General features: G+C 63.0%; 18 protein-coding genes. 3 read left to right on the top strand and 15 right to left on the bottom strand.

The window, feature by feature from the left end; translation table 11 throughout:
• Positions 1-116 precede the first annotated feature (116 nt).
• The 11 genes from D0550_RS24705 to D0550_RS35630 form a co-directional block, all read right to left on the bottom strand.
• A complete protein-coding gene (locus D0550_RS24705) occupies positions 117-1,847 on the bottom strand; it encodes an ATP-binding protein (RefSeq protein WP_116811869.1) in 1,731 nt (576 codons plus the stop codon).
• Positions 1,848-2,104: 257 nt separating this feature from the next.
• Positions 2,105-3,814: a methyl-accepting chemotaxis protein gene (locus D0550_RS36505; protein ID WP_116811868.1), complete on the bottom strand. Its 1,710-nt coding sequence runs from the start codon at positions 3,812-3,814 to the stop codon at positions 2,105-2,107.
• Between the two features lie 227 nt (positions 3,815-4,041).
• Entirely contained in the window at positions 4,042-4,941 is a 900-nt protein-coding gene (locus D0550_RS24695; protein ID WP_116811867.1) for an HDOD domain-containing protein, read from the bottom strand.
• 128 nt (positions 4,942-5,069) lie between these two features.
• On the bottom strand, positions 5,070-6,182 hold the full coding sequence (locus tag D0550_RS24690) for a protein-glutamate methylesterase/protein-glutamine glutaminase (RefSeq protein WP_116811866.1): 1,113 nt from the start codon (positions 6,180-6,182) through the stop codon (positions 5,070-5,072).
• A gap of 14 nt (positions 6,183-6,196) precedes the next feature.
• Positions 6,197-6,829 (bottom strand): chemoreceptor glutamine deamidase CheD, encoded by a 633-nt coding sequence (locus D0550_RS24685; protein WP_116811865.1) that lies wholly within the window; start codon positions 6,827-6,829, stop codon positions 6,197-6,199.
• The gene (locus tag D0550_RS24680; protein WP_116811864.1) at positions 6,822-7,703 is read right to left on the bottom strand and encodes a CheR family methyltransferase; all 882 of its coding nucleotides are present in this window, start codon (positions 7,701-7,703) and stop codon (positions 6,822-6,824) included. Before D0550_RS24680 ends, D0550_RS24685 begins: the two co-directional genes overlap by 8 nt.
• A 70-nt stretch (positions 7,704-7,773) precedes the next feature.
• Positions 7,774-8,280, bottom strand: coding sequence for a chemotaxis protein CheW (locus tag D0550_RS24675; protein ID WP_116811863.1), 507 nt, complete (start codon positions 8,278-8,280; stop codon positions 7,774-7,776).
• 167 nt (positions 8,281-8,447) lie between these two features.
• Entirely contained in the window at positions 8,448-10,199 is a 1,752-nt protein-coding gene (locus D0550_RS36500) for a methyl-accepting chemotaxis protein (protein WP_116811862.1), read from the bottom strand.
• 178 nt (positions 10,200-10,377) lie between these two features.
• The gene (locus tag D0550_RS24665) at positions 10,378-12,474 is read right to left on the bottom strand and encodes a chemotaxis protein CheA (protein ID WP_116811861.1); all 2,097 of its coding nucleotides are present in this window, start codon (positions 12,472-12,474) and stop codon (positions 10,378-10,380) included.
• A gap of 6 nt (positions 12,475-12,480) precedes the next feature.
• Entirely contained in the window at positions 12,481-12,843 is a 363-nt protein-coding gene (locus tag D0550_RS24660) for a response regulator (RefSeq protein WP_116811860.1), read from the bottom strand.
• Complete coding sequence (locus D0550_RS35630) at positions 12,840-13,988, bottom strand: STAS domain-containing protein (RefSeq protein ID WP_206606515.1); 1,149 nt, start codon at positions 13,986-13,988, stop codon at positions 12,840-12,842. The genes D0550_RS24660 and D0550_RS35630 overlap by 4 nt, the downstream gene beginning before the upstream one ends.
• Before the next feature lie 187 nt (positions 13,989-14,175).
• On the opposite strand from D0550_RS35630, the gene fliK reads away from it, so the two are divergent.
• The gene (gene fliK, locus D0550_RS24650; RefSeq protein ID WP_116811858.1) at positions 14,176-15,384 is read left to right on the top strand and encodes a flagellar hook-length control protein FliK; all 1,209 of its coding nucleotides are present in this window, start codon (positions 14,176-14,178) and stop codon (positions 15,382-15,384) included.
• A complete protein-coding gene (locus D0550_RS24645; RefSeq protein WP_116811857.1) occupies positions 15,381-15,728 on the top strand; it encodes an EscU/YscU/HrcU family type III secretion system export apparatus switch protein in 348 nt (115 codons plus the stop codon). The genes fliK and D0550_RS24645 overlap by 4 nt, the downstream gene beginning before the upstream one ends.
• Before the next feature lie 50 nt (positions 15,729-15,778).
• Here D0550_RS24645 and D0550_RS24640 read toward each other — a convergent pair whose 3' ends face one another.
• Both D0550_RS24640 and D0550_RS24635 read right to left on the bottom strand, forming a co-directional pair.
• The gene (locus tag D0550_RS24640; protein ID WP_116811856.1) at positions 15,779-16,324 is read right to left on the bottom strand and encodes a DUF2802 domain-containing protein; all 546 of its coding nucleotides are present in this window, start codon (positions 16,322-16,324) and stop codon (positions 15,779-15,781) included.
• A gap of 148 nt (positions 16,325-16,472) precedes the next feature.
• Positions 16,473-19,067, bottom strand: a complete 2,595-nt coding sequence (locus D0550_RS24635; protein ID WP_161966029.1) for a serine/threonine protein kinase — start codon at positions 19,065-19,067, stop codon at positions 16,473-16,475.
• 242 nt (positions 19,068-19,309) lie between these two features.
• Between D0550_RS24635 and D0550_RS24630 the strand changes: the two genes are divergently transcribed.
• Entirely contained in the window at positions 19,310-21,532 is a 2,223-nt protein-coding gene (locus D0550_RS24630) for a GAF domain-containing protein (protein WP_116811854.1), read from the top strand.
• On the opposite strand, the gene D0550_RS24625 is transcribed toward D0550_RS24630, so the two are convergent.
• A complete protein-coding gene (locus tag D0550_RS24625; protein WP_116811853.1) occupies positions 21,496-22,008 on the bottom strand; it encodes a GNAT family N-acetyltransferase in 513 nt (170 codons plus the stop codon). The genes D0550_RS24630 and D0550_RS24625 overlap by 37 nt on opposite strands.
• 49 nt (positions 22,009-22,057) lie before the next feature.
• Positions 22,058-22,357, bottom strand: coding sequence for a glycosyltransferase (locus D0550_RS37200; RefSeq protein ID WP_479687846.1), 300 nt, complete (start codon positions 22,355-22,357; stop codon positions 22,058-22,060).
• Positions 22,358-22,619 lie beyond the last annotated feature (262 nt).

Below are 22,619 nucleotides of genomic sequence, written 5' to 3'. Positions count from 1 at the left end.
CGTTGTAGCGGTATGGGGCCCGCGGGCCCGGGTTGAAAGGCGCGAAGGATACCAGGGATATCCCCATTTCCCAGGATATCAAGGGACATCTTTGGGGAAGATGTCCTGCCAGCGCCTCAGTCCATCCCGCGCAGCGTAAACCGGAACTCCGCCCCCCGGCCGGGGCTGGCTTCGGCCCAAATCGTGCCGCCGTGGCGCTCGACGATGCGGCTGACGGTGGCCAGGCCGATGCCCGTACCCTCGAATTCGTCCTGCCGGTGCAAACGCTGGAACACGCCGAACAGCTTGCGCGCGTAGCGCATGTCGAAGCCGACGCCGTTGTCTCGCACGTAAATGTATCGTTCACCCGGCGTGGCCGTGGAACTGCTGTCGCCCTCTTTCACCACGCCGGTACCGATTTCGATCACCGGTTTGGGCCGCGGCCGCGAATATTTGACGGCGTTGCTGATGAGGTTCGCGAACACCTGTTGCATCAGCTCGGGATCGCAGCTCATCGCCGGCAACGGATGCAGACGCCATTCGATATCGCGCCCCTGCGCCTCCTGGCTGGCACGCTCCACGGCGTGCTTCACCATGCTGTCCAGCGTGCACGGCTCGCGGCGCATCTCGACATGACTGACTCGCGACAAGGCCAGCAGCCCGTCGATCAGCGCACTCATTTCCTTGGCACCGCGCTGAATCTGTTCCATGTGAATGGTCGGCTCGCGCGCGCCCGGTGGCCCCTTGTGCTCGCGAAGCATCTGCACGTGGGCATGAATCAACCGCAACGGTGCACGCAAGTCGTGCGCGACCGAATATGAAAACGCCTCGAGCTCGCGATTGGCGATTTCCAGCTCGGCGGTCCGCTCGGCGACCCGCTTTTCCAGATCCTGATTCAGGCGCCGGATTTCGCTTTCCATTTCGGCGCGCCGGTCGATTTCATCCTGCAGTGCCTGGTGCTGAAGCGCATTTTCGTAGGCCACGGCGACTTGCACTGCAATGGCACGCGCCACCGCCAGATCTTCCTCGGTGAAGCCCGGCAGGCCGATGCGATTCAGCACGCACAGATAGCCATACGACTTGGTGACCGACGCGATCGGCACCCCCAGCATGGAAACGAATTCGCCGCGTTGAGGCACGTCGCCGTGCGCCACCGATTCATCCGGCGACATGGGGTACAGCGCCGAGCCACCCGTTTCCAGCGACTGCACCAGATCGCGATACATACGGGAGCTGAGCAGACGCTCCATCTCCTCGCTGGACAGGCCACTGGAGGTCGTCGCCTGACGTGCGCCGCCTTCGGTCACGATCACGAGCTGCGCCATCTGGGCGAGCAGAATGTCGCGCGCAGCGTCGCAGGTGGATTCCAGAATCACCGCGGGCTCGGTCTGACCAAATACGCGGCGGCTGAATGTCACCAGCGCACTCAATCGCTCCTGGGCTCCCCCGTTCACCGACAGCGCCGGTGGCTGGCTCGTGCCCGCGGGCAACTTGGTCGCAAGCGCCGCAGTCACTGTCTCGCGGACGATCTCCAGATCGTACGGTTTGGACAGCGTGCTACTTACGCCCAGCGAGCGGGCCATCTCGCGCACCTCGCGCTCGTGGTAGGACGCTGAACAGAAAATCACTGGGGTGCCGGACATGCTTTCGTCCTGACGCAGCTTGCGGACCAGTTCGTAACCGTCCATGCGCGGCATGACGATGTCGGTGATCAGCAGATCGGGATGCTCGGTGCGCAATAAATGCAGCGCCTCGATCCCGTCGGCCGCTTGCAACAGGTCATAGTCGCCGTCCGCGAGCGACATCATCAGCAGCTCGCGCGCCTCGGCATCATCTTCGGCGACCAGTATTTTTCCGCCTTTCGCCACGCAATGTTCCCCGTGGCCAGACTTGTGCGGCCATCGTTGAAATGAAAATCGCCACAAGCTGGCGTCCCTTCTCAGGGAACGCAATCAGTACGTTTCACTGCACAACCGCGTTCCTAATCTAATCCTCTTATACGCGGATAGGGCAATCCCTCAATGATGCCGGATCGTGAGCCCGTTCACTTTCGGCCGGGCCTGTCCCAGACCGTTCTACTCTGGCGCGGGCCAGCCGCCTACAAGGCGCCCGGCCGGACCGTGGCTCAGAAATCCTGCCAGGCGCTGTCGTCGCCGCTGGCCTTGGCCAGGGGCGCCGCAACGGGTCGAGGCGCAGGCTTGGCAGCTGAACGCTTTGTTGCCGGCCGGGAGATAGAGCGCACCGAGGCGCTCGGCTTGCTGGTTATGACAGTCGTCGCCCGCACGGAGTGGTTCGCCGTACGGAAGAATGAAATCTCCGCGGCCAGCCGTTCAGCCTGCTGTTCCATGGACTTGGCCGCCGAGGCTGCCTCTTCCACCAGCGCGGCGTTCTGCTGAGTGGTGTCGTCCATCTGTGTGACGGCATTGTTCACCTGATCGATGCCCTGCGCCTGTTCTTCGCTGGCGGCGGCGATCTCGGCGACGATGTCGCTGACCTTCTTGACGCTCTCCATGATCTCGCCGAGCACCTTGCCGGACTCGTCGACCAGTGCGCTGCCGCTGCGGACCTTCTCCACCGAGTCGCCGATGAGACCCTTGATCTCTTTGGCGGCCGTGGCGCTGCGCTGAGCGAGGCTGCGGACTTCGGAGGCCACCACGGCAAAGCCGCGGCCTTGTTCGCCGGCACGCGCCGCTTCGACAGCCGCATTCAGCGCCAGCAAGTTGGTCTGGAAAGCGATCTCGTCGATCACACTGATGATGTCGGCGATCTTGCGGCTGGAGTTGTTGATCTCCTCCATTGCGGTCACGGCGCGCGACACCACATCGCCGCCGCGCTCGGCCTGGCCGCGAGCACCGCTGGCCAGCTGATTCGCCTGGCGCGCGTTGTCGGCGTTTTGTTTCACCGTCGCGGTCATCTCTTCCATGCTCGACGCGGTTTCTTCCAATGCCGAGGCCTGCTCCTGCGTACGCTGCGACAGATCGTCATTACCGCGCGATAGCTGTGAAGCCGCACCGCCAACTGCATCGGAGGCGCCGCGCACGCTGCCGACGATCTCGTGCAGTTTTTCATCCATGCGGTGGAGCGCACCGAGCAACATGCCGAATTCGTCCCGGCGCGTCGCATCGATCTGATGACCGAGATGACCATCGGCAATCTCCTCCGCGACATTCATCGCCGCGCCCAGACCGGACATGATGGCGCGCATCAGCAACATCGCGAACACACCCGCCAGGCACAACGCAGCGAGCATCGCACCGATCGCAATAGCGCGGCCGCTGCGGAAATCGCCCTGCGCCGCTTCCAATGCCTCTTCAGCTCGCTTGAATTGATGTTTGGTGGTCTGGTCGAGCGCCGCACTCAACACATCGAACTCGGGATCGAGTTTGTCGACGATCAGCCGCCCCGCCAACGCATCGTCATTCGCGGCCAGCGCTGCATCGATCTGGTCAAAGGTGGCCTGCAGGCTGTCATGCGCCTGCTTGATCGCCTGGTAGTAGGCCTTGCCGTCCTCGCTGACCTGCATTTCACCGAACTTTTGCAACAGGCGCGCGGCTTCCACCTTGGTCTGCTGTAGCTGCTGCTGATACTTCGCGATGGTCGTGGGATCGTTTGCCAGCACCGTCAGCGAAACCAGCGCCTGACGATCCAGCTCCTTGGTCTTGAGCTCGCCGAGCTCGCCCATCACCAGCACACGGCGCTGATACATATCGTCGAGATCGTTGACGATGCTATTCATTCCATACAGGCCGAGTCCGCCGACGATGAGCAGAGACGTCGCCAGCACCAGCAGTGTGCCGACGATGCGCGCGCGAATACTAAGAGACCCCAAATTCATACCAACTCTACTAATGAGTACCAGCCACGAGGTCTATCGACCTTGAGCCAGCCTCGATGAATGTCGGAATGTACGAATCAGGGCGGGCCCAGCTCGTGGCTGCGAGTTGCCCTGAAACTTTGCAACCCGCTTTCCCCGTGCAGCATTGTCATTTCCAATCCGCCAACGAAAACGCCCGCCGGTTCGTCGAACCGGCGGGCGCCGTGGGCCAAATAATATAACTTGGGTTAATCGCCGAGCGCTGTGCGCAGCGCGCTGATCTCTTCCGCGCAATCGCGCATCACATGCACGCACTTCTGGTTATCGAGACCCAGACGCCAGAACGATTTCACGCCCTGCATGTTCAACTCCAGATCGGCCTCGTGACCGAAGAAACCGGCCATCATCACTGCCACGGTCAGCACGTCGGTCACGTCGCGCTCGTCATTGACGCGCTCGATATTCTCGTGCTCACCGATGGCTTCGGCGATGTGATCCGGGAAACCCCAGTTCTCGACGATGGCCTTGCCGACGTTCGCGTGCCAGTCACGCAGCAACTGCTGCAGCGTCGCCGGCTCTTTGAAAAATGGATGTTTGTGCGCGCGCGCCAGGATGTAGATCTTGCCCACGTTGTGCAGCAGCCCGGCAAGCATCGACTCGTCGGCGTTCACGCTGGTGCGCGAGGCAACTGCATAAGCGAGCGCCGCCACGGTGGTCGCCTCCTGCCACAGCCCCTCCAGCTCCTTGGAGATATGTTTCAGCTCGCTCGCCTTGCGCAGCTGCGCAATCGCGAACGACACCGCCGCAGTACGCACGTTATTGTGACCGATGCGATTCACCGCAGTCTTCAGATCGGAGACCGAGCGACCGCTACGATTCAAGGCCGCCGAATTGGCCAGGGTAAACACGCGCGCCGCCAGCCCTGCTTCGGAGCCGACCACGCGGGCGATCTGGTCGTTGGAAACATGCTCGTCGGCCAGCACCTTGCGCACGCGCACGGCAACATCCGGGAACGACGGCAGCTCCACCTTGCCGGTGGAGACTTCCTGGGCCAGCTCGCCCACGAACGCAAACGCCGCGGCGTGATCGGAGACCTCGGTCATTTGGGCCTGCTGGGCGGCCTGATAGGCGTTATGAGGAGTGCTCATGGTCGCGGTTCTGAGTCGTGCGGAATCTGAGCAGACTCTACTGCGACGTGCTTCTCACGATCTGCGGCGCCGTTGGCATTTCTGAACACCGCTGTACATATTCGCCCGGTCCAGCGGCAGCTCAGGGTTTAGCCGTGCGCCATCTTGCCGTTTGGATGATCGGCGGTCAGGTGCAATACCTCAGCGGCCACCCGATGCAAAGGCAACACGTGCTGGGCGCTGCCCAGTTTCACGGCGGTGCCGGGCATGCCCCAGACCACGCTGGTCGCCTCGTCCTGAGCGATGGTCGGTGCGCCCGCCTCTGCCATTTCCTTCAGGCCACGAGCGCCGTCATCGCCCATACCGGTGAGAATCACGCCCACGGCGTTCGGGCCGACGTTTTGCGCCATCGAGCGGAACATCACATCGACGCTGGGCCGGTGACGATTCACATGCGGGCCGTTGCTCAGTCGACAGCGGTACCGCGCACCGTCGCGCTCCACCAGCAGGTGCTGATCGCCAGGCGCGATGTAGACGTGGCCCGGAAGAATGTATTGGCCATCGCTGGCCTCGCACACCGACATGGCCGAGCAGCGGTTCATGCGCTCGGCAAAGGCTTTGCTGAACGCCGCCGGGATGTGTTGAGAGATCACCACGGCCGGCGCGTCTGGCGGCAGCCCTTCGAGCACCTCGCGAATGGCTTCGGTGCCACCCGTCGACGCACCGATGGCAATAATTCGATCGGTCGTGCGCAACACGCGCTTGGCGTGCGACGCCGGCAACACCGCATCGGCGCTGTGGCGCTGCTCCATATTCAACGACTGCAGCACCGGCGGCTTGCGTGACGCCGGCCGTGCGCTCACTCGCGCACTCGCTGCCACCTTCACCTTGGCGATCAATTCTTCGGCGTAGTTGGCAAGACTGCCGGCGACGTCGATCTTGGGCTTGGTGACGAAATCGATCGCGCCGAGTTCCAGCGCGCGCAATGTGACATCCGCGCCCCGCTGCGTCAGCGATGACACCATCACCACCGGCATGGGCCGCAGACGCATCAGGTTCTCGAGGAACGTGATGCCGTCCATGCGGGGCATTTCCACGTCCAGTGTGATGACGTCGGGATTGAGCTGCTTGATCTTCTCGCGAGCGGCGTACGGATCGGTCGCCGTACCGACGATCTCGATGTCGCGGTCGTTGCCGAGCATTTCGCTCAGCAGCTTCCGGACCAGGGCCGAGTCGTCGACGATCAGGAGTTTGATGGCCATGATGCGGTCTGTCCTCAGAACAGATCGATCTCGCCGGCCACTGGCGTCTTCTCCAGGCCTTTGAGGAATTGCTGTTCTTGCGAGGCCACGTCCCTGGTATGACTCGAGGTCAGGTGGCGCACGCGCACGCGGCCAGTCAGCGGAAAATACTGTATGTGGCGCGGGCAGGTGTCGCCCACGTCCTCGGAAGTCACGCGCAGCCCTTCCTGCTTGAGGAACTCGCGCACGAAAGTCACATTGTGATCGCCGACATCGGTCAGCGTCTTCAACACACGACCGCCGCCGAAGATCTTCACTTCGAGATCGGCGCGCGTGCCGCCGGCTTTCAGAATGCGGTTGATCAGTTGTTCCATCGAGGCGCTGCCGTAACGCGTGGCGCGGCCAGTGGCACCCGTCTCCCACGTGTCATGACCATTGCCGCTGGGACGCGGCAACATGAAGTGATTCATGCCGCCGATGCCGAGCTTCGAATTGCGGATGCAAGCCGACACGCACGAGCCGAGCACCGTATCGAGCACTTCATCGTGGGTGGTCACATAGAAGTCGCCCGGCAGCAGCTTGGCGATTACCTGACCCTGCGGATTGGTGTAACGACGGATGTTCTCGAAACCGGGCAACACCCTGGCCAAGGCTGGTTTGTCAGCCATGGGCGCCACCGTTGCGGCGGTAGATGGTTTTGCCGACGAGCTTGAAGGGCGCACTGCCTGCATGAATGGATTCCGAATGGCCGATGCACAGATACCCGCCGGGCGCCAGCATTTCGCTGAAGCGGTGCACCAGCTTCTCGCGCGTCGGTTGGTCGAAATAGATCATCACGTTGCGACAGAAGATCACGTCGAACGGGCCTTTCATCGGCCACGCATGCAGCAGGTTGAGCGTGCGAAACGTAATCATCGACTTGACGTCATGGCGCGCGACCGCACAGCCTGCGTGCTCGCCGTGACCTTTCTGGAAGAAGCGCTTCAGGCGCTCCGGCGACACGCTCGACATGCGATCCAGCGGGTAGATGCCCGAGGACGCCGCAGCGATCACGTCGCTGTCGATGTCGGTCGCGAGAATTTTTAAATCGTAGCGCGGCGAGGACGGCAACGCTTCGGCAGCCACCATCGCGATACAGTGCGGCTCTTCACCCGTCGAGCAACCCGCCGACCAGATGCGCAGGCGCCGGGACGCAGCGTTGCGTTTCATCGCTTCGGGCAGCATGTACGAGCCCAGCGCCTCGAAGTGATGGTTCTCGCGGAAGAACGAAGTGACGTTGGTGGTGATCGCGTTGATCAGGCCGACCAGCTCTTCGGGCCCGGCGTCGCGCAGATATTCGCAGTAAGCCTCGTAGCTCGGCAGCCCGAGCTCGCGCAGACGCCGCGCCAGACGGCCCTGCACCAGCTGGCGCTTGTTGGGGCCCAGCACGATGCCGGCGTTCTCGCCGACCACGTGGCGGATGAAATTGAACTCGGTGTCACCGAGCTGAGGTCCATGGTGCGCGGAGTCGGCGGGCGAAGCGGATGAAGCTGGAGTCGGCATTGGACGGATTTCGCGTGTGATCAACGGCTCGCAAGGTGGCCCTCGCGAGCCGTTACTCACATCTCATCGATTAAGCTGCGGGATTGAGCGCCACTCCCGTGACGTCCGCACCGATCAGTTGATCGATGTCGAGCAGCATCACCATGCGGCCCGACACAGCAGCCAAACCTTCGATGAACTCAGTGCTCACGTGCGCGCCGAACTCCGGCGCCGGCTTCACGTCGTTGGCCGCCACATCGATCACGTCGGAGACGCCATCGACGACCACGCCGAAATCGCGACGGCCGATCGGCGACTGCACCGACAGCACGATGATGACGGTGAGCGGGGTGTATTCCGCATGCTGCAGGTTGAAGCGCATGCGCAGGTCGACGATCGGAACGATCGAGCCGCGCAGGTTCAGCACGCCGAGCACGTGGCTGGGCGCCTGCGGGATGCGCGTGACCGGAGACCAGCCACGGATTTCCTGCACTCGCAGGATGTCCACGCCGTAAGTTTCGTCACCCAGGGTGAAGGTCAGCACCTGGTTGGAACCGGCAGCGGCGGCATCGATCTGCGCGGCAACTTGATTGGTCATGAAACGAGTCTCCTACTGTCTGTCGGTTTCGCCGGCGACCGGCCTGCGTCAGCGACAGCGCTCAAATTATTTATCGGCGTCGTTCTGAGCAGGATGAGTAAGACATTTGCTGCATCAGTCGTGCGCCGGCGCCGGGCGCCCCGCTTTGGGGCACCCGGCGCTGACGATTAGAAATCGCTCCACTGGCTGTCGTCACCGCTGGCGCGAGCCAAAGGCGCTGCGTTCGAGGACGCTGCAGCCCGCGGCTTGGTGGCGGCGAGGCCAGCCTTGCGGACAGCCTGCGGACGCGGACGAGTGACCGGAGCCGCGGCGCGAGCGACTTCAGCAGCCGCATGCGAATGCGCATGCCCGCCCGAGCCCGCAATGCCGCTGCCATCGGAGCGACGGAAGTAACCGATCTGCGTGACCAGCGTGCCGGACTGCTGCTCCATGGACTTGCTGGCCGCAGAGGCCTCTTCCACCAGCGCAGCGTTCTGCTGCGTGACGTTGTCCATCTGGCTCACCGCGTTGTTCACCTGCTCGATGCCCGCCGACTGTTCTTCGGACGCGGCCGCGATTTCGGCGACGATGTCGGTGACCTTCTTGACGCTTTCCATGATCTCGGAGAGCGTCTGGCCGGACTCATCCACCAGCTCCGAGCCGACCTTGACCTTGTCGACCGAGTCGTTGATGAGACCTTTGATTTCCTTCGCGGCGCTGGCGCTGCGCTGGGCGAGATTGCGCACTTCGGTGGCGACCACCGCGAAGCCTCGGCCCTGTTCGCCGGCACGCGCCGCTTCGACGGCTGCATTCAACGCCAGCAGGTTGGTCTGGAACGCGATCTCGTCGATCACACCGATGATGTCGGCGATCTTGCGGCTGGAGTTGTTGATCTCGCCCACAGCGGCGATCGCGCGCTGGACCACGGCACCGCCGCGCTCCGCCTGTTCGCGAGCACCCACCGCCAGCTGATTCGCCTGGCGCGCGTTGTCCGCATTCTGTTTCACCGTCGCAGTCATCTGCTCCATGCTGGAAGCTGTTTCTTCCAGGGCAGCAGCCTGTTCCTGGGTACGTTGCGAGAGGTCGTCGTTGCCATGTGACAACTGACGAGCCGCCGCACCGACCGCGTCCGCGCTGCCGCGCACGTCGCCGACGATTTCGACCAGCTTGCCGTCCATGCGCTTGAGCGCCTCGAGCAGGCGGCCCAGCTCATCGGTGCTCTCGACGCGCACGTCGTTGCCCAGTTCGCCGCTGGCGATGCGGTCGGCGATGCTCACCGCCGTGTTGATGGTACTGACGATGGAACGAATGATCAGCAGACCCAGCACTGCGGACAGGGCGATGCCGACCACGATGGCGCCGATGATGAACGCGCTGGATTTCTTGAAGGACGCATCCGCCTCGGTGCGCATCTTGTGCGCCACTTCGATCTGCGTCGTGAGCAGGGTGTCGCCGGCGGTGGTGATCTTCTCGTAGGCCGGGCGGGCCTTTTCGATCAGCGTGCTTTCAGCGACGCTGAAGTTGCCAGACTGCGCGGCGAGCAGCGCTTCCTGCACCAGGCTGAGCAGTTCGTTGCCGTGAGTGCGGAACTGACCGACGATCTCGCGCTCCTTATCGGTGAGATCGGTGGCGTCGAGCTTCTGCATCAGCTCCTTCACCTGGCCCTGACGCTCCTGGAGCAGATCGAGCGCACCTTTGACCGCGGCGCCATCCTGACGGATGACCACCTCTTCGGCCTTCTCGAGCACCGTGCGCTCGCTCGTCTCGATAGCGCCGACCCAGCCCGTGGGCATGAAGCGATTCGAGAAAATCGCATCCAGATCAGCATTGGAGGATTTGGTGCCGCTCAGGCCGATGACGCCGACCAGGATCAACACGACCCCCGCCAACGCCAAGGTTGCGAACAGCTTGGCCTTCACCGAAATATTCCACGTGTTCATAACATCGATTCCTTAGCTCGCTTTGTGAGCCCCAACTTGCTCTTGTGAACCCCAAAAAACATTCAATGCGCGCGCCTGTGCAATCCGTTCAGGCGCGGGCGCCCTCGTGCTGCAAGGGCACCCGTGTCGGTCGATCTGCCCGCGAGCCGCCTGGCCAGGCGGGTGCAAGCCGGCTGCTTCATGCAGCCAGTCTTTGCGTCGCGACGCGGATCAATCCCGGCACGTCGAGAATCAGTGCCACGGCGCCATCCCCCAGGATCGTTGCGCCCGACACACCGTCGACTCGACGGAAATTCGTTTCCAGCGATTTGATGACCACTTGCTGCTGGCCGAGCAGGTCGTCGACGAACAAGCCGACTTTGCGGCCCTCGCCTTCCACGACCATGATCAAGCCCTCGTGCAGCTGAGTCGTGCGCGGCTCCAGGCCGAACACTTCATGCAAGCGCACCACCGGCACGTAACCATCGCGGAACCAGAACACTTCGCCCTGGCCGGCGACGCGATTGACCATGCCCTGCTTCAACTGCAGCGACTCGATGATGGTGATCAGCGGCACGATGTAAGTTTCGGTGCCGACCGCCACCGACTGACCGTCGACGATGGCGAGCGTCAGCGGCAGCGTGATGATGAAGCGCGAGCCCTTGCCATACTCCGAGCGCACTTCGATCGTGCCGCCCAGCTCCTTGATGTTCCTGCGCACCACGTCCATGCCGACGCCGCGGCCGGAGATGTCGGTGGTCTGCTCGGCGGTCGAGAAGCCGGCCATGAAAACCAGCTCGTAGATCTGCTCGTCGCTCAGCACCTCGTTGGCGCCGATCAGATTGCGCTCGCGCGCCTTCTTCAGGATCTTTTCCTTGTTCAGGCCACCGCCGTCATCGCCCACTTCGACGGTAATGCTGCCGCCTTTGTGATATGCGTTGAGAAACACCGTGCCGTTCGGCGTCTTGCCGGCGGCCTTGCGCGCCTCGGGCATTTCGATGCCGTGGTCGACGCTGTTGCGTACCAGGTGCACCAGCGGATCGCCGATCTTCTCCATGACCGTCTTGTCCAGCTCGGTCTGGTCGCCGGTCATCTTCAGTTCGACGTGCTTGCCCAGGCGCTGACTCAAGTCGCGCACCATGCGCGGGAAGCGGCTGAACACGAAGCTGATCGGCAACATGCGCACGCGCATGACGCTTTCCTGCAGTTCGCGAACGTTTCTTTCCAGCGTCGCGAGACCCGAGCGCAGCTGCTCGGCAGCGTGGCCGGTGAACTTCGTGCCGAGCTGCGTCAGCATGGACTGCGTGATGACCAGCTCGCCGACCGTGTTCATCAGCTCGTCGATTTTTTCGGTGCTGACGCGGATCGAGCCGCCGTCGGTGGCGCCCGCCTTCGGCAGTGCCTCGGCCGCGGCCGGAGCATGTGCCGGCTCGGCGCTCGCCTTCGGCGCTTCGGCAGGCTTGGCATCTGCGATGTTCACGACGTTGGAAGGCTTCGCTTCCGGCGCCGGAGCGGCGACGGCCTGCGCCACCGCGGCGGCGGGCACGGCCTCCTCTTCAATCTTCAGATCGCAATCGCCTTCGGCCCAGTCGAACACGCCATTGACGGCCGCACGATCGCCATCGGTGTCGAGCGTCAGATCCCAGGCGAGATAGCAGCTCTCCGGCTCGAGCTGTTCGAGCGACGGCAACGCATTGCCATCGAGCTTGACGGCGAGCTCACCGAGTTCACTCAACTCACGAATCATGCGCAGCGGATCGTTACCGTGCACAAACAACTGCGGATATGGGCGGAAGCTGATGCGCCAGCGATGCTTGAAGCCCGGCTTCGCCGTTTCAGCAGCTGCGGGAGCCGGAGCAGCCTCGACGACTGGAGCGGGCGCCGGCGCGGCAGCAGCCGGCTGATTCTTCTGCGCGATCGCAAGTTCGAGATCGAACTGCAGATCGGCGACTCTTTGCGCGTCGATCGGCTCCTTACGCTGCACCGATCGCAGCATCTCGCGCATCACGTCCACCGACTTCAGCAGCAGATCGGTGACGTGACGACTCACCTGCATGCGATTGGCACGCAGCTCATCGAGCAGGGTTTCGCAAGTGTGCGTGAACGAGGCCACTTCGGAGAAGCCGAAGGTCGCGCTGCCGCCCTTGATGGAGTGAGCAACGCGGAAGATCGTGCCGATCAGCTCAGGCTCGGGCGCACCCGGATTGAGCTGCAGCAGGGCCGCTTCCATCGAGTCGAGCGCTTCGAAGCTCTCCTCGAAAAACGCTTCATGGAATTGGGCGAGATCGATGGCCACTGTCGTTTACCTCAGCACGCGATGCATGGTCGCCACGAGTTGTGCCGGATCGAATGGTTTGACGATCCAGCCCGTGGCCCCGGCGTCCTTGCCTTCTTTTTTACGGTCCGGGCCCGCTTCGGTGGTCAGCATCAAAATGGGGATGTGGCGATACGCCGATTCGGCGCGCAACGCGCGAATCAGCTGGATGCCATCCATCACCGGCATGTTGACGTCCGAAAGCACCAGGTCGAAACCCGATTGACGCGCCAGATCGAGCGCTTCCTGGCCGTCGCCGGCGGAAGTCACATCGAAACCTGCGCTGGTTAGTGCGATGCGCACCATGTCGCGCATCGAAGGGGAATCGTCGACGGCCAGAATCCGCGTCATGCGGCAACTCCTTTTGTCTCGAGACCGAGCAGTGCACCGACGCCGAGCAAGCGCACTGCATCCTGCAGAGCCTGCGACTCGCCGCGCCAGCTGACACTTTGGTTGCGACCGCTGCGGTCACGCACGAAGGCGCACAACAGCTGCATGGTCGCGGTATCGACACGTTCGACGGCGCTCACATCGAGAGTCACAGCGTCGCCGTGATTCGAGAAAGCGCAAAGAGAAGTCTTGAGCGCAGCGGCATCTTTCACGCTGCAGTTGGCCCCGAGCACCACGACCGGCTCGCCGACCACGACGGGCTCGGCGGTTTCAGCGACTGCCGGCTCGGCGACCGCTTCAGCGGCGGCTTCGGTCGTTTCGGTAGCGATCGCGTCAGCGACGGCCTCGACGAGGACAGTTTCCTCAGACGCAGTCACCGGTTCGGCGCCTGCCTCGGCGGCCACTTCAACAGCCAGCTCGGTAGAAGCATCGGCGGCCTGCTCGACGATGAGTTCAGCCGTCTGCTCGATAACAACATCGGCGGCCGGCTCGGCCACGACTTCCGCAGCCTGCTCAATAGAAACGTCGGCGACCGGCTCGACGACGAGTTCAGCCGATTGCTCGATACCGACATCAGTGGCCGACTCGGCCACGACTTCAGCCGCCTGCTCATTGGAAATGTCGGCAGCCTGCTCGGCTACGACTTCCGCGGTCTGCTCAATAGAAACATCGGCAGCCTGCTCGGCTACGACTTCCGCGACCTGCTCAATAGAAACGTCAGCAGCCTGCTCAGCCTCGACTTCCGTGGCCTGCTCGAAAGAAGCGTCAGTGGTCTGCTCGGTTACGACTTCCGCAGCCTGCTCAATAGAAACATCAGCAACCTGCTCGGCCACGACATCTGCAACGACCAGCTCAGCAGCCACTTCAACAGCAGACTCGGCGATCGCCTCGCCGCTCGACTCGATCGCCTGTTCAGCAATCGGCTCGGCGACCAGCGCTTCGACAGCAGCGGGGCTCAACTCGGCGACCGGCTCGGCGACCGGCTCGGCGAGCGTCTCGAGCGCCGGCTCAACGGCGGCCGTCAGTTCAGCGTTAATAACGTCCGCGCCCACTGTCTCCATGACCGGTTGGGCTTTGGCGGAACGTTTACGCTTACTTGTTTTCATGACGTAGCTTGCAGGCTCGTAGTACTGATTTCACAGATTCGGGATTCATATCGGCATATGAGGGGTCAGCTTTAGGTGAGCCACGTCGCACTACTTAACCTCGGCCCGCTCAAGCTCCGGGATTCCCTGCCGTTAAATTGGTGAAGCAGTTCACGTTGCAACTGCACGTCGCACGAGTGACTCATTCATGCGTATCGACCTGGTGGACTTTCGCAGTACCAGCCCGGCCGGGAGCAATAGCCCGAGCCTGCTGTCGGAGTGGCGCGTTGGCGCGCTCCTGCAGGTCATTGCTGTGCGCGACGCTGCCAGCGGTCAGCTGTGGCTCGATATCGGCGGTCAGCGCCACAACGCCCGCCTCGCCTCCGGCAACAGCGCCGGGCCGGCCAACGGCGAGGTGCTGAACGTCCGCGTGCTCCGTAACAGCCCGGTGCTGGCATTGGAGACACTTTCTTCTTCCACGGCCGCGGCGGCGGATGCCGAAGCAACCGTGGTCGCCGATGCCATGCGTCGTTTCGTGCCTCGCCAGGAAAGCCCTGCGCTCATGCTCGCCAATCTTTCCTGGCTCGCCCAAGGCAAGCATGGCGCGGAAGATTTGCCCAAGGCCGTGACGCAAGCCGCAGCACAGCTGTGGCAGGCTTTGCCGGATGCCGATTCGCTCGGCGACCCCGAAAATCTGGCGGGCGCCCTACGGCGCTCCGGCGCTTTTCTCGAAGCGAATCTCGCCGATGCGTCACGTGGCGCAGCCGATCCGAGAGTGCTCGCAAATGATTTGAAAGCGTTGATGCTCGCCTTGAGCCGCACGCTGCGAGAGAACGGCGCACGTCCGAACGCCGCTCATTCAGATACTGCGATGAATGCAGCGCCTCCCACGGCTCGCGGCCCACTGACTGCGCTCAATGCAGCGCCGGCAACGTTCTCGATGATCGAAGGCGCCGAGCAGCAGCTCAATGAACTGGCACGCCAGACCGAAGGTGCACTCGCGCGCCTGACGACCACACAGATCACCAACACGGCGGCAGATCCATCGGTGCAATCGATGCTGGTCGAGCTGCCGGTGCGACATGACGATCGTGCCTCCACGCTGCGGCTGCGTGTCGAACACGATGAATCCCGTAAGCACCAAGGCAGCGGCGATTCGTGGAGTGTCGAGGCCGCGATGGATCTGGGTCAGGTCGGCGCGTTGCATGCGAAAGTGACCTTGACCGGCCATCGCATCGGCGTGCAGCTGCGGGCCGAGTCGCCCGCCATCGTCAATGCATTATCCGCGCGTGCCGGCGAGCTCGAAGCCATCCTGCGTGAAGCCGGGCTCGAGATCGACCGCATCGTTTGTTTGCATGGCATGCCGGTTGGCGACACCGGCGCACGTGCCGCGCGCCTGTTGGACGTACGAGCATGAACGAACGTCCTCGCGCACCGATCGCCGTCGCGCTCCACTACAACATCAACGGTGGTGGCGCACCTCGGGTCGTCGCCAAAGGCGGCGGCGAGATCGCCGAAAAAATCATCGAGACCGCTCGCGAGCACAACGTGCCGCTGCAAGAAGATGCAGCGCTTGCGGGCGCGCTGTCGAAATTGGATATCGGTCGGGAGATTCCGAAAGAGCTCTACGTTGCCGTTGCGCACGTACTCGCTTTCGCCTGGTCGATCGCTGGCAAGAACCCGCCGCCGGCGAGCTCGCCTCGTCCTGAAGAACAGACCGCCAGACTACCGGCGCTGAGCTATTCGCCGTCGCGATGGTGACAGGCGAAGGCGGCCGCGTTCCGTGCGGCCTGTGAGAACTCGAATATCCGCTAGCCAACCACGCTCAACAGCGAGCCACGCTTGCGGCCCGTCGACTGCGGCGGCTGCTGTTGCGGAGCCTGCGCAACCTGCTGTTGCTGAGCTGCTTGCTGGCGAGCCTGCCAAGCGGCCACTTCCGGCTGCGACTTCGCGGCGTGCAGACGGGTCAGTAGCTCGGCTTCGTGGCGAGTAATGCCGCAGTTCGCGACGAGATCTTCGGCGGCCGAACCGTTCTTGGCCATGCGCAGCGCCAGGTCATAGCCGCGCGCTTGACCGGTGGCGACAACCGCCGGCAGCTGCGGACGGCGCGAATCCGTCTCGGCGCGTTCGCTCATCGCTTCGATGCGCGCGCCCATCACCGCCACGGTCTCGTGCAGGCTGCGCATTTCGTTGAAAGCACGCTCGAGCTGGTCGCGCAGCGCCTGAGAATCCCGTTCGTCAGCGCGACGCCAGCGCGTGAACGCCAACGCGAACACCCAGAATGCGCCGATCAGCAGCACGGCCCGGCCCGCGATCAACACGGTCTCGAGCGAGGGATTGGGCAGAATTTCAAACATCGCGACTCCCGTCAGATGGCGTCAAACCTTTGGCGCGAGCCGCAGGTCCCGACAGGATAGGAGCAGGATGCGTGCCACCGGCTGGCACACCGGCCCAGCCACAACGGCACCAGCACGCGCTTTTGCGAACGGGTTAACGTTCTGGGGGTTACTGCTTGGCCGTTGCGCCGGCCTGATTGAGTGCGGTCCGGGCTGCAGCACGTGCCTGATGCAGCTCCCGCCGAATGAAAGCGAAACTGGACGTGCCGCCGTGCTCCTCCAAGTGAGCCAGGGCCGCGTCGGTCAGCTCGATGGCGCCATTGAGATCGCCCATGCGGCGCTTCAGATGCGCACTGTCCAGGGCCAGCTGCAAGTAGTCGAAATCGAACTCTGGGGGAACGTCCAGCGGACCACGCTGCGCCAACACGCCACGCGCCGTGGGCAGATCGTCATCGGCGAGAGCGACATGGATGAGTGCCGCCAGATAACAATCCGACTTCTGCGCCGGCACGCCATAGAACGCCGGTAACTCGGCCACGTGCTTCAGCTCGGCTTTGGCAGCCTCGACCTTGCCCTGCAAGGTCAACGCACGGGCACGCACGGCGAAGTACTGCACCCCATTGGGAACGAAGCGCTTGCCGAGCTCCAACCAATTGTGGGTATACGGCTCGAGCACGGCCAACGCTTGCGCGGGCCGCCCTTCCTCCAGCAGACCGTGCGCCTTGTAGACGGCGGTATCGAACTCCACCGCCGTCGGATTCGCGACGTGCTCGGGCGTGAGCACCAGATCGAAATACTGGTGCGCCTGCTCAATCTTGCCTGCCTGATGCAGCGCCTGGCCATACAGGCCGAGATGAATGCGCGTGTACACGGAAACATCGCCAGCATGCTCACGCAGCAGCTTGATGCCCTTCTCGTAGTTGCTCAGCGCCTCGTCGACCCAGCCAAGCTGCATCTCGCAGAAGGCCGCCCACGCATAGCTCGAGCCCAGATCGCTGTAAGCCTGCAGACCTGACTGTTGAAACACCTGGCTGGCGGCTCGGAAATCCTTGACGGCGGCGTGCATGTCGCCCTGGGTTCGGTGCAGCTGACCGAGCGCAAACATCGAATTGAAATAGCCGGGATCGTGCGGATAGCGCGTTTTGAATAGCTCCACGGCCGCGCTCATGAGCTCGATCTCGTGCAGCGGATCGGGGGAGAATTGCGCGATCGTCGTGCCCAGCGCTCGGGCACGCAGCAACGATGTTTGATCGTTGCGGGCATCGAGCACGCGCAGTGCCTCGTCACGCGCCGCGGCCGCCTCCTCGCCTCGCCCCAGCAATCGGCCAGAGAAAGCGACTCCAATCAAACCTTCGATGTAGCTGTCGCTATTCGTGAGTTGCTGCTCGCGGGCGATCTTCACCGATTCCCGATACAGAGTGCCGGCACGATCAAACTCATTGATATCGATCAGCAGTGTCGCGACCGTGTTCATGACCTCCATGCGCACCGCCGGCGTGTCGGTGAGCTCGTGCAGCACTTTGTCGCCGGCCGCAACCAGCAGCTCGTACACGGGCATATTCCGGGCCTTGAGCGCATCTGGCTGCAAGCGAGTGTTCTTTTCGAACAGCGCAGTCATGAACGACTGCACTGCGCGCGTCTTCCTGACTTCCTCTTGAGCGATGCGCGTCTGCTCGGCGGCGATGCGAGCCTGCCAGGTCGTAGTCACTATGCCTGCAATGAGGGCGAGCACGCCCAACGAGGCGGCCGTCACTGCATATTTGTGACGACTGATGAACTTGGTGGTGCGATATTGAAACGAATCGCCGCGCGCCCGCACCGGCATGCCATCGAGATAGTTGCGCAGGTCTTCGGCGAATTGATCGACGCTCGCATAACGGCGCTCGGGCTCCTTGCGCAAGGCCATCAGCAGCACGTTGTCGAGATCGCCCTGCAAGGCGCGCCGGGCTCGCTTGCGCGCGAATTGCATTTGCGGCGTCGATTCACCCGCAGCGGTGCGGACCCGCGTTTCATTCACGGCCGTGCTCGGCTTGCTCAGCGGCGAATCGCTGAGAATCTCGACGGCCCGCTCAGCTGCGTTGTCCTCACGATAGGGACTGCGACCGGTCAACAGTCGATACAGCACCACCCCCAGCGAATACACATCGCTCGCCGTGGTGATGGGGTCGCCGCGCACCTGTTCCGGGCTCGCGTATTCCAACGTCATCACGCGGACGTGAGTCGCCGTCATATCGGACGGCGTGGTGACCGGCTCGGTCTCGAGCAGCTTCGCGATACCGAAGTCCAGCAGCTTTACCGTGCCTTCGGCGGTCACCAGAATGTTGCCCGGCTTCAGGTCCCGGTGCACGACCAGGCGCTGATGCGCGAAGCTGACCGCCGCGCACACCTGCAGGAACAGGCGCACCCGCTGCTCGACGCTGAACTGACGCTCTTCGCAATACACGTCGATGGACTGACCGGCGATCAGCTCCATGACCAGGTAGGGCACGCCCTCCTCGGTGGCACCGCCATCGATCAGACGCGCGATGTTGGGATGTTCCAGCTGGGCCAGGATCTGGCGCTCGGAACGGAACCGCCAGGCGACGCGGGACGCATCGTGATCGACACGCACCAGCTTGATGGCGACGCGCGAATGATAGTGATCGTCGGCGCGCTCGGCCTGATACACCTCTCCCATGCCGCCACGCCCGATCAGCTCGATCAGGCGGTAAGGCCCCAGGCGTGAGCCGATGCGGAGCTTGGGAAAGGTGGGCTCGGTCGACATACTGTTGGAATGGCGGACGGCTGCGCCAATTCTGGCATGAGTTGCTGGCACTCCTACGCAGCGCACCTCAAAAATTGTCCGGGTCATCGCCGGTGGCAGCGGAACAAGAAGCCAGCGCCGGTTTTTTTTACGTTGCCCTCGACGTATTTAGGGTATCCGCCTAACAGCCGGCCTCGAGCCGCTCCTGTCGGAAAGGGCTGTACAACTTTGTTGGCCAGCGGCCGCGCTCTTGGAATCCAGTCATGACTGCCCCCAGCGCATCCAGCGGTGCTTCGGTCGACCTGACCAATTGCGACCGCGAGCCCATTCACCTGCTGGGTGCCATCCAGCCGTTCGGCTTTCTGATCGCGGTATCGACGCCGGATTGGTTCGTCCAGCGCGTCTCGGCCAACATCGCCGCCTGGTTGCAAGTCGTGCCCGCCGACATGCTCGGGCGGTCACTGCTCAACTTCTTCCATGCCGAAGCCATCCACACGCTGCGGAATCAACTGCACATCGTGAATATGGCGGGCACGACCGCCCGGCTGTTTGGCGTGCACATCGACGACTCGCCTCGCCGCTTCGACCTGGCCGTGCATGCGCTGGACGGCCTGGTCATCATCGAATGCGAGCCCACCGTCGCCGGCAGTCCGGTGAACGCGAGCGCGCTGGTTCGCGGCATGATGAGTCGCGTGCAGGCCATGCGTGACCCGTCGGCGCTGAGTCGTATGGCCGCACGGGAGCTGCGTGCGCTGACGGGTTTCGACCGAGTGATGGTGTATCGCTTCGCGCACGATGAGTCCGGTGAAGTCATCGCTGAATCGACTCATTTTGGCGTCGCATCCTTTCTCGGGTTGCACTATCCGGCGAGCGACATTCCCCGCCAGGCGCGCGTGCTGTACGAACGCAATTGGTTGCGAATCATTCCTGATGTAGCGGCAGTCCCCTCGCCCATCCAGCCGGCGCTGGATCACGCGGGCAGGCCGCTCGACCTGTCGCAAAGCGTGTTACGCAGCGTGTCGCCCATTCATATCGAATATTTGAGGAACATGGGCGTGCACGCTTCCATGTCGGTGTCGATTCTCAGGGAAGGCCGGTTGTGGGGGTTGTTCGCCTGTCATCACTACTCGCCGCTGCACGTCAGCTTCGAGCGGCGCACGGCCGCGGAGCTATTCGGACAGATGTTCTCGCTGCTCATGGAGAATCGCGAGCGCGAAGCCGAGAGCGGTTACGAGAATCGCGCTCGTGAGCTGCACAGCCGACTGGAGCAGGAAATGGCGACCGCAGCGGTCCGAAGCGACAGCATCGCTGCACATCTCGGCGAGATTGCCGGCCTGGTGGCCTGCGACGGTGCCGGCCTGTCGCTCGATGGTAAAGTTACATTGCACGGCATGACGCCGGATGCACAGCATTTCGCGGGGTTGGTCGAGCACGTCCGCAGCTCGGTTGCCACATCGAGCAACTACGCGTCCAATGAGATTCGCGCCAGCTATCCGCCCGCTGCGCAGTTTCAGCAGCACGCCGCGGGAATGCTGGTCATACCGCTATCCAGGCTGCCGCGTGATTTTCTGATTTTCTTTCGACGCGAATTGGCACACACGGTCGATTGGGCCGGCGATCCACACAAGCCGGTGACGACCGGCCCGCTTGGCGCTCGACTGACGCCCCGCAAGAGCTTCGAGCTATGGCGCGAGACCGTCACGGGACAATCGGCCCCGTGGTCGGCCGCGGACCTGCGTATTGCCGCTGCTTTGCGCGTCAGCCTGCTCGAAGTGATCCTGCGTCTGTCGGATCAAATCAAGGAAGAGCGGCGCCTCGCGATGCTGAGACAGGACGCACTGATTTCCGAGCTCAATCATCGCGTGCGAAACATCCTGGGTCTGATTCGTGGCCTCATCGACCAGAGTCAGGATCCGAGCTTGTCGTCACTGCAGTTCATGGACGTGGTGAACGTGCGTATCAAGGCTCTGGCGCGCGCGCACGATTTGATCGCGGCGGATCGTTGGGGGCCGGCTCTGTTCAGCACGTTGCTGGGCAGCGAAGCCCGTGCCTCCTTGAACGGCGGCGTCAAGCGTCTGCAGCTCATCGGTCCCGACACGCGTCTGCAGCCGAAGGCTTTCAACGTAGTCGCGCTGGTGATTCATGAGCTCGTAACGAACGCGGCAAAGCACGGCGCGCTGCAAGCTCGACAAGGCAGCGTTACTGTTGAGACGCAGCTCGATGAGTCGGGTAACTTCATCCTCCACTGGCGCGAGCACGGGGGTCCGCCGGTACAGGCACCCGAGCGTCGCGGCTTCGGTCTGGCCGTGATCGAGCGGACGATTCCTCACGGCCTGGCAGGCGAGGCCAGCATCGATTTCGAGCAGACGGGCGTGCACGCGCAGTTCCTGATTCCGGCAGACTATGTGCGCCGCGTGGATCGAGCGCAGCCGGCCGGCCCCATCGAGCCTCAGCCCACGAACTCCAGCGCGAACAGCTTCACCTGATCGCGTTCCGCCATTTCGATGAAGCGCTGGAAGTGCATGCCGCACTTCTGTAGCACCTGGATGGAGCGCTCGTTGTCCGGCGATGTGATGGCGAGAATGCGCGGCAGGCGATGCTCGCGATGACCGTATTGGAGCACGGCGGCCGCCGCTTCCAGCGCGTACCCCTTGCCCCAGTGCTCCGGCAGGAAGGCATAGCCGATATCGGGATCGGGCAAGGTATCGCGCTTGAGCAGGCCGCACGAGCCGATCGCTTCGCCGGTACTCTTGAGCTCCACCAGGAACATGCCGAAGCCGAAGCGCTGGTACATGTCCATTGGCCCGGTTCGCAAATAGTTACGCGCATCGTCCAGATTGCGCACGTGCTTGTCGCCGATGTAGCGCAGCCAGGCCGGCTCGTTGACCAGTCTAAAAATGAACTCGGCGTCGTCGAGCGTCAGCCGCCGCAACACCAGCCTGTCGGTTTCCAGAACGCGCATGGCATCCCCCGCGGATAGGTGCAGTTGCGAACTGCACTAGGGGATGATGCTACAGGCTTTCCAGAACGCGCAGCAATTCAGCCGCGGTATGCGTCCAGGTGAATTGGCTGGATCGCTCCAACCCGGCCGCGATATTGGCGGCACGCAGCTCCCGGTCGTTGAGCAGGCGATCGATGCCTGCGGCAATCGCATCCACCGACTCCGGATCGACCAGCAACGCCGCGTTGCCCGAGATCTCCTTGGTGCCGAACCGATCGGAAGTGAGCACGGGGCAGCCGCATGCCATGGCTTCCATGATGGGCATGCCCACCGACTCGTACAGTGACGGCAACAGCAGGCCCTCGGCCATTTGATAGAAGCGCCCGGCAAANAATTCTCGGTTTCTCGAATCCAGCCCGGCCACTTCACCCACTCGGTGATGTTCTGACGCTTGGGCTCGTCCAACTCGTGCTCGGACAGATAGCGGTTGCTGCCGCCAGCGATCACCAGCGGCACGCCCTGCGCCGGGCCTACCTTGGCGTAGGCCTGGATCAATCGGGTGAAATTCTTCGGCGGGTAAACTGCACCACAGTACAGCAGGAAGCGCGGCGGCAACGAGAAGCGCTGGCGAA

It is taken from the genome of Steroidobacter cummioxidans (assembly GCF_003104955.1).
The sequence above is the reverse complement of the archived record's forward strand: the minus strand, read 5'-3'. Positions and strand labels throughout refer to the sequence as shown.

What these genes read in the sequence shown, in the direction of transcription:
- D0550_RS36505 (WP_116811868.1), bottom strand. Translation starts at nt 3,814, where the DNA reads ATGAATTTGGGGTCTCTTAGTATTCGCGCGCGCATCGTCGGCACACTG.
- D0550_RS24695 (WP_116811867.1), bottom strand. Translation starts at nt 4,941, where the DNA reads ATGAGCACTCCTCATAACGCCTATCAGGCCGCCCAGCAGGCCCAAATG.
- D0550_RS24690 (WP_116811866.1), bottom strand. Translation starts at nt 6,182, where the DNA reads ATGGCCATCAAACTCCTGATCGTCGACGACTCGGCCCTGGTCCGGAAG.
- D0550_RS24685 (WP_116811865.1), bottom strand. Translation starts at nt 6,829, where the DNA reads ATGGCTGACAAACCAGCCTTGGCCAGGGTGTTGCCCGGTTTCGAGAAC.
- D0550_RS24680 (WP_116811864.1), bottom strand. Translation starts at nt 7,703, where the DNA reads ATGCCGACTCCAGCTTCATCCGCTTCGCCCGCCGACTCCGCGCACCAT.
- D0550_RS24675 (WP_116811863.1), bottom strand. Translation starts at nt 8,280, where the DNA reads ATGACCAATCAAGTTGCCGCGCAGATCGATGCCGCCGCTGCCGGTTCC.
- D0550_RS36500 (WP_116811862.1), bottom strand. Translation starts at nt 10,199, where the DNA reads ATGAACACGTGGAATATTTCGGTGAAGGCCAAGCTGTTCGCAACCTTG.
- D0550_RS24660 (WP_116811860.1), bottom strand. Translation starts at nt 12,843, where the DNA reads ATGACGCGGATTCTGGCCGTCGACGATTCCCCTTCGATGCGCGACATG.
- D0550_RS35630 (WP_206606515.1), bottom strand. Translation starts at nt 13,988, where the DNA reads ATGAAAACAAGTAAGCGTAAACGTTCCGCCAAAGCCCAACCGGTCATG.
- fliK (WP_116811858.1), top strand. Translation starts at nt 14,176, where the DNA reads ATGCGTATCGACCTGGTGGACTTTCGCAGTACCAGCCCGGCCGGGAGC.
- D0550_RS24645 (WP_116811857.1), top strand. Translation starts at nt 15,381, where the DNA reads ATGAACGAACGTCCTCGCGCACCGATCGCCGTCGCGCTCCACTACAAC.
- D0550_RS24640 (WP_116811856.1), bottom strand. Translation starts at nt 16,324, where the DNA reads ATGTTTGAAATTCTGCCCAATCCCTCGCTCGAGACCGTGTTGATCGCG.
- D0550_RS24635 (WP_161966029.1), bottom strand. Translation starts at nt 19,067, where the DNA reads ATGTCGACCGAGCCCACCTTTCCCAAGCTCCGCATCGGCTCACGCCTG.
- D0550_RS24630 (WP_116811854.1), top strand. Translation starts at nt 19,310, where the DNA reads ATGACTGCCCCCAGCGCATCCAGCGGTGCTTCGGTCGACCTGACCAAT.
- D0550_RS24625 (WP_116811853.1), bottom strand. Translation starts at nt 22,008, where the DNA reads ATGCGCGTTCTGGAAACCGACAGGCTGGTGTTGCGGCGGCTGACGCTC.
- D0550_RS37200 (WP_479687846.1), bottom strand. Translation starts at nt 22,357, where the DNA reads ATGGCCGAGGGCCTGCTGTTGCCGTCACTGTACGAGTCGGTGGGCATG.